This is a genomic window from Geodermatophilus sp. SYSU D00766 (assembly GCF_054049915.1).
Window position 1 is genome coordinate 1 of the sequence record NZ_JBJGYI010000078.1, and the last position, 6322, is coordinate 6322.

Below are 6322 nucleotides of genomic sequence, written 5' to 3' on the forward strand. Positions count from 1 at the left end.
CCCCCCCCCCCCCCCCCCCCCCCCCCCCCCCCCCCCCCCCCCCCCCCCCCCCCCCCCCCCCCCCCACCCCCCGACCACCACCGGTCAGGGGCGGGGGGTCTCCCCGTCGTCGTCGGGCGTCTCGTCGGGCAGGTCCTCGACCACGACGAGGAACGGGCGCGGCGGCAGCGGGCGCTCGTCGTCGTCGATGGGCAGCAGGTCCGTCCCGTCGCCGCCGGCCACCGGCAGCTCGTCGACGACGGCCTCCAGCTCGCCGGTGACCGCCTCGAGCACCGCGGCGGCCTCCTCCGCGGCCCGCTCGACGAGCGCCTCGGTGGCGGTGGTGTCGGCGCGGCTGGGCAGCGGCGCGGGCCGGCCGAAGGCGTAGCCCTGGGCCATGGCGCAGCCGTGCCGGCGCAGCCACTCGGCCTGCTCGAGGTCCTCGATGCCCTCGGCGATGACCTGCAGCCCCATGCCCTGGCCCAGCTGCAGCAGCCCCTGCACCAGCGCCGCCGACGACGGCTCGCGGACGACGCCCGCGACGAACGAGCGGTCGATCTTGACGGTGTGGATGGGCAGCCGGTGTAGCGCGGTGATGGCCGAGTAGCCGGTGCCGAAGTCGTCGAGCGCCAGGGTCACCCCGCGGGCGGTGACCTCCTGCACGGCCTGCAGGGTGGCCTCGGCGGCGAACAGCGCCGTCGACTCGGTGATCTCCAGCTCCAGCCGCTCGGCCGGCAGGCCGGACTCGTCGAGCGCGGCGGCGACGAGGTCGCTGAACCCCTCCTCGGCCAGGTGCCGGGCCGAGACGTTGACGTGCACCCGCAGCCCGGCGGGCCAGCCGGCGGCGTCGTCGCAGGCGCGGCGGAGCACCCACGCGCCCAGCCGGGAGGTGAGCCGGTTGTTCTCGGCGGCGTCGAGGAAGGCGCCCGGCGGGAGCAGCCCGCGGGTGGGGTGCTGCCAGCGGATGAGCGCCTCGTAGCCCAGCAGCGTCTCGTCGGTGAGGGACACGATGGGCTGGTAGAAGAGCCGCAGCTCGTCGGCGTCCAGCGCCCGGCGCAGGTCGGTCTCCAGCTGCAGCAGGTCGACCTCGTCGTCGGTCAGGCCGCCGTCGTGCACCTCGATGCGCGCCCGGCTGCCGTCGCGCTTGGCGCGGGCCAGCGCGCTGTGCGCCCGCTTGAGCAGCTCGTCGGGACCGACGTCGGAGCCGAGGGTCAGCCCCACGCTGGCCGACAGCACGATCTCGCGGCCGCCGAGCTGGAAGGGGTCGTCGAGGACGGCGAGCAGCCGGTCGGCCAGGGCGCGCAGCCCGTCGAGGTCCTCGACGTCCTCGGCCAGGATCAGGAACTCGTCGGCGCCCAGCCGCACCGCGGTGTCCTCGACCCGGGTGCTCCACCGCAGCCGGTCGGCGACCTGGCTGAGCAGCTGGTCGCCGGCCTCGGTGCCGAGGGTGTCGTTGACCGCCTGGAAGCGGTCGAGGTCGAGGTGCACCAGGCCCACCTGCAGCCCGCGGCGGCGCGAGAGCGCGAGGGCGTGGGCGAGCCGGTCGGTCAGCGCGCGCCGGTTGGGCAGCCCGGTGAGCGGGTCGGTGAACGCCCGGCGGACCAGGTCCTCCTCGGCGCGGCGGCGGTCGGTGACGTCGACCAGCGACAGGACGGCGAACTGCGGCTCGCCGGTGCTGCGGTGGACGACGTCGTGGGACTGCTGCACCCACAGCTCGCTGCCGTCGGCGCGGCGCAGCCGGCGCTCGCCGTCCCGCTGCAGCCACGGGTCGAGGTCCGCGTCGACGCCGGCCTGCCCGCCGGGCGCACCGTCGGACAGCGGGGCGTCGTCGGGGTGGGCGAGCAGGTCGACGTGCCGGCCGACCATGTCGTCCATGCCGCGCCCGGCCAGTGCGCACAGTGCGTCGTTGACCACGAGCAGGTGGCCGTCGAGGTCGACGAGGGCCTGCGGGACGGGGGAGGAGAGGAACAGGGCGCGGAACATCTGGCCGCGGTCGGCCAGCAGCGTGTCGATGGCCCGCAGCCTCGTCCCCGCCGGTGCCTGCGCGCGCCCGGCGGGCTGGCCGGCCCGGGGCCGCGGCGCGTGGGAGGCGCTGAGAGTCACCTCGACAGGGTGGCCGACACCGCCGCCGGAACCGCGGAACCGGCCCCCGGAATGTCGTGGTCGAACGCTCACTCACCGTCACATCGGGGACTGCCGTGTCCTCCCGGGACGGGTGGGGCGCGCCCGTGAGCTGCGCCTCCGTCCGACCACGCAGCGTCCCGGCGCACGCACCTGCGGACACCGGGTGTCCGCTGCCTCCTCCCGGGGGGATGCCCGCGCGCCCGACCCGGGAGCAGGGTGGCCACCCCGAGGGAGGAGCGCGTCATGGACTGGAAGCTCGAGCTGGTCGCCGTACCGGTCAGCGACGTGGACCGGGCCCTGACCTTCTACACGGAGGGCGCCGGGTTCCACCTCGACCACGACCACCGGGTCAGCGACGAGGTGAGGTTCGTGCAGCTCACCCCGCCGGGCTCGGCGTGCTCGATCGCGATCGGCACCGGCCTGCTCGACACGCCGCCCGGGTCGGTGCAGGGACTGCAGGTCGTCGTCCCCGACGTCGAGGTCGCCCACGAGGAGCTGACCGCCCGCGGCGTGGCGGTCAGCGAGGTCCAGCACCTCCCCTGGGGGTCGTTCGTGTTCTTCAGCGACCCGGACGGCAACGGCTGGGCGGTCCAGCAGCTGCCTCCGCGCTGAGCGCCGGGAACAGCGCGCCCGTCCGGCGCGCTGGTCCTGCCGTGGACAAGCGCATCGGCTTCCTCTCCTTCGGTCACTGGCAGCCCATCGCCGGGTCGCGGGTGCGCACCGCGCGCGACGCGCTGGTGCAGTCGGTGGAGCTCGCCGTCGCCGCCGAGGAGCTCGGCCTCGACGGCGCCTTCGTCCGCGTGCACCACTTCGCCCGGCAGCTGGCCTCGCCGTTCCCGCTGCTGTCGGCCATGGCCGCGCGGACCTCGCGCATCGAGGTGGGCACCGGCGTCGTCGACATGCGCTACGAGAACCCGCTGTACATGGCCGAGGAGGCCGCGGCGACCGACCTGCTCAGCGGCGGCCGGCTGCAGCTGGGCATCAGCCGCGGGTCACCGGAGACCGCGCTGCGCGGCTCGGAGGCATTCGGCTACGTGCCGCCTCCCGGGACGACCGACGCCGACCTGGCCCGGGAGAAGACGGCGCTGTTCCTCGCCGCCGTGCGCGGGGCGGCCGTCGTCGACGCCGACCCCGCGATGACCGGCGGGACGGCCGCCCGGCTCGCGGTGCAGCCGCAGTCGCCGGGGCTGGCCGACCGGATCTGGTGGGGGTCGGGGACCCGCGCCACCGCCGTCCGGACCGCGGAGCAGGGGCTGAACCTGATGAGCTCGACGCTGCTGGTCGAGGACACCGGCGTGCCCTTCGACGAGCTGCAGGCCGAGCAGATCGAGCGCTACCGCGCCGCGTGGGCCGCCGCCGGGTGGGAGCGCGAGCCGCGGGTGTCGGTCAGCCGCAGCGTGGTCCCGGTCGTGTCCGACCTCGACCGCGCCTACTTCGGGGACCGCTCCGGCGAGGACCAGGTGGGTCTGCTCGAGGGCGTGCGCGCCCGCTTCGGCAAGAGCTACGTCGGCGAGCCCGACCGGCTGGCCGAGGAGCTGGCCAAGGACGCCGCCGTGCGCGAGGCCGACACCCTGCTGCTCACCGTGCCGAACATGCTCGGCGTCGAGTACAACGCCACGCTGCTGGAGAACGTCGTCCGGTACGTGGCGCCGGCGATCGGCTGGGTGCCGGCCGGACAGCGCTGAGCGCCGGGCTCCCGGAGGAGCCCGGCGCCCAGGCCGGTCGGTGCGTGGAGATCAGACGGCCTCGAAGGAGACGTCGCCCGCCGCGTCGATGGTGGCGACGATCGCGGCGCTGTCGGTCGGGTCGTCGGCGGCGCTGACCACGCAGTCGAGCTGCAGGCCGTCGGCCGCGACGAGGACGCTGCGGTCGGACTCGCAGGAGGAGACGACCTCCAGGCCGGTGCTGGCGGTGAACTCGTCGGTCAGCGAGGCCTCGACGTCGGCCACCTGCACGAAGACGGCGTCGCTGGAGATGGTCACGTTGCCCTCGTCGTCGGTCTGCTCGACGGTGTAGGTGACCTCCTGACCCTCCACCTGGGCGGTGCAGGTGCTCACGGTGCCGGCGGCGAGCTCGACGTCCTCGGGGCAGCTGACGTCGGTGACGGTGACGCCGGCCTGCTCCTCGGTGAGGGCGACGATCTGGCGCTCGGCCTCGGCGGTGTCGAGGACCGAGCCGCTGAAGAGGAAGAAGGCGCCGACGCCGAGGCCGGCGACCACGAGGGCGGCCAGGATGCTGCCGATGATCGCGCCGGTGCGCTTCTTCGGCGGGGCGGGCGGCTGACCGAAGCCGGCGGGGGCGCCGAAGCCGTTCGGGGCGCCGTACCCGTTGGGGGCGCCGTAGCCGTTCGGGGCGCCGGGGGCGGGGAAGGCCGGCGGCGCGTAGGGGCCGGTGCCGTGGGGCTGGCCGGCGTTGTGGACCTGGGTCATGGCGGGCTCCTCGTTCGGTCCCGGGTCCGTCCCGGGTGCTCGGGAGCACCGTGCCGCCTGCCGCTTGCGGATCGCTTCGACGTCACTTGCAAGCGGCCGCCAGTGATCCTGAGACCGGGTTCAGGTGGCCGGCCGGTCACCGGCCCAGGGTCTCGTCGAGCCAGTCCAGCAGGCGCTGCTCGACCAGCGCGCGGGCCATCGGCTCGCAGTGGCGGTCGGCGCCCTCGGCTGCTGGAGAGCGGGTCCACCGCTCCGGGGCTGACAGTGCACCACGGGAGCCGCTGGCCTCGCACCGGGTGTGATGGCGGGGATGCGCGCCGTCCGGAGGAGCAGCCCCCAGCGTGTCCGGCGCCAGAGGGACCTTGCCCTCCGTCGGGGTCGGTGCCACCTTGGCCGCCTCCGCTGCACAGGAGGTGCGCCGTGTCCCGCAGTGACGTCGATGCGCTGAACAGGACCTTGGAGCAAGCGCTCGAGAAGGGCGACTCAGCGCTGGCAGCCACCATCTACGCACCAGACGCCCGGTTGCTCCCCCCGGGATCGGAGCCGGCGACGGGTCGGCAGATCCAGGCGACCTGGCAGAGCTTCATGGACATGGGCGTGAGCGGAGCCCGGCTCGAGACCGTGAGCCTCGAGGAGCGTGACGATCTGGCGGTGGAAGAGGGCCGTTACGAGATGCACGCCGGTCCGGACACCGTCGACGCGGGCAAGTACGTCGTCGTCCACCGCCGCCAGCCTGACGGCAGCTGGAAGCTCGCCATCGACATCTGGAACTCGAGTCAGAGTCCACCGTCGTCCTCGGACGGCTAGGCCGCCGGGTCAGGATGCGCGCCCGGCAGGGATCGAACCTGCGACCAAGTGCTTAGAAGGCACCTGCTCTATCCGCTGAGCTACGGGCGCTCTCGGCCGATGATGACACCTCCCGCGCCCTCGGTGCCGCCGTGGCACGGAGGGGTGACGTGCGGGCACCGGTGCGTCCACAGGGGCCGGGCCCCTCCACAGGCCGCGCGGACGGGCCTCCCCGGCGTCGCGGCGGGGTGAGGGTCGTCGCGGACCGGCACCGTGCCGGCCGCACCGACCCGAGGAGCACCGTGAGCGCCACAGAGATCACCGTGACCGGCAACGTCGTCACCGCACCCAGCCGCGTCCGCACGCAGAACGGCAGCGTCACCAACTTCCGCGTCGCCTCCACCGAGCGCCGCTACGACAGCACCGTCCAGGGCTTCGTCGACGGGGCCACGTTCTTCGTCGACGTCGAGTGCTGGAACGAGCTGGGCGGCAACGTCTCGCACAGCGTCAGCAAGGGCGACCCGGTCGTCGTCGTGGGCACCATCCGCACCCGCGAGTGGGACTCCGACACCGGCCGCCGCAGCCGGCCGGTCGTCCGCGCCGCCGCCGTCGGGCCCAACCTGGCCCGGGGGACGGCGGAGTTCCGCCGCACCCAGCGCGCCGCGACGGCCGCCCCGGACCCGGCGCCGCAGCACGAACCGGTCCCCGGCGAGACGACCCTCGGGGACCGGGACTATCCCGGGGCGGTCGGGCCGTTGTACGTCGTGGACCCCGACACCTCCGCGGCCGGCCCCGCGCTCGGCGGAGACCTCGACGGAGACCTCGACGAGGAGCTGGGCGCACTGCCGGAACCGGCGCTGCACTAGCCGCCCGCGGACTGGGAGGATCGGGACCGAGAACGCACGGGGGCGGGGGGGGGGGGGGGGGGCCCCCCCCCCCCCCCCCCCCCCCCCCCCCCCCCCCCCCCCCACCCCCCCCCCCCCCCCCCCCCCCCCCCCCCCCGG

At 75.2% G+C, this 6322-nt stretch carries 6 protein-coding genes and 1 tRNA gene; 4 read left to right on the forward strand and 3 right to left on the reverse strand.

Annotation, left to right across the window (positions count from 1 at the left end):
* Nucleotides 1–84: 84 nt before the first annotated feature.
* Nucleotides 85–2082, reverse strand: a complete 1998-nt coding sequence (locus ACI8AD_RS24750; protein ID WP_456873186.1) for a putative bifunctional diguanylate cyclase/phosphodiesterase — start codon at nt 2080–2082, stop codon at nt 85–87.
* A gap of 264 nt (nt 2083–2346) precedes the next feature.
* On the opposite strand from ACI8AD_RS24750, the gene ACI8AD_RS24755 reads away from it, so the two are divergent.
* Together ACI8AD_RS24755 and ACI8AD_RS24760 are read left to right on the forward strand one after the other, a co-directional pair.
* The gene (locus ACI8AD_RS24755; protein WP_456873187.1) at nt 2347–2715 is read left to right on the forward strand and encodes a VOC family protein; all 369 of its coding nucleotides are present in this window, start codon (nt 2347–2349) and stop codon (nt 2713–2715) included.
* A 41-nt stretch (nt 2716–2756) separates the two neighbouring features.
* On the forward strand, nt 2757–3788 hold the full coding sequence (locus tag ACI8AD_RS24760; protein ID WP_456873188.1) for an LLM class flavin-dependent oxidoreductase: 1032 nt from the start codon (nt 2757–2759) through the stop codon (nt 3786–3788).
* A gap of 51 nt (nt 3789–3839) precedes the next feature.
* Here ACI8AD_RS24760 and ACI8AD_RS24765 read toward each other — a convergent pair whose 3' ends face one another.
* On the reverse strand, nt 3840–4532 hold the full coding sequence (locus ACI8AD_RS24765) for a DUF4333 domain-containing protein (RefSeq protein ID WP_456873189.1): 693 nt from the start codon (nt 4530–4532) through the stop codon (nt 3840–3842).
* Between the two features lie 420 nt (nt 4533–4952).
* On the opposite strand from ACI8AD_RS24765, the gene ACI8AD_RS24770 reads away from it, so the two are divergent.
* Nucleotides 4953–5339, forward strand: a complete 387-nt coding sequence (locus ACI8AD_RS24770; protein WP_456873190.1) for a YybH family protein — start codon at nt 4953–4955, stop codon at nt 5337–5339.
* Between the two features lie 17 nt (nt 5340–5356).
* Here the strand turns inward: ACI8AD_RS24770 and ACI8AD_RS24775 are convergent.
* Nucleotides 5357–5429 (reverse strand) — tRNA-Arg (locus tag ACI8AD_RS24775).
* Nucleotides 5430–5620: 191 nt separating this feature from the next.
* Between ACI8AD_RS24775 and ACI8AD_RS24780 the strand changes: the two genes are divergently transcribed.
* Nucleotides 5621–6184: a single-stranded DNA-binding protein gene (locus ACI8AD_RS24780; protein WP_456873191.1), complete on the forward strand. Its 564-nt coding sequence runs from the start codon at nt 5621–5623 to the stop codon at nt 6182–6184.
* The last annotated feature ends 138 nt before the right edge of the window (nt 6185–6322 follow it).

Excerpts from the sequence above, each read along its gene's own strand:
- ACI8AD_RS24765 (WP_456873189.1), bottom strand. The coding sequence starts at position 4,532 with ATGACCCAGGTCCACAACGCCGGCCAGCCCCACGGCACCGGCCCCTAC.
- ACI8AD_RS24755 (WP_456873187.1), top strand. The coding sequence starts at position 2,347 with ATGGACTGGAAGCTCGAGCTGGTCGCCGTACCGGTCAGCGACGTGGAC.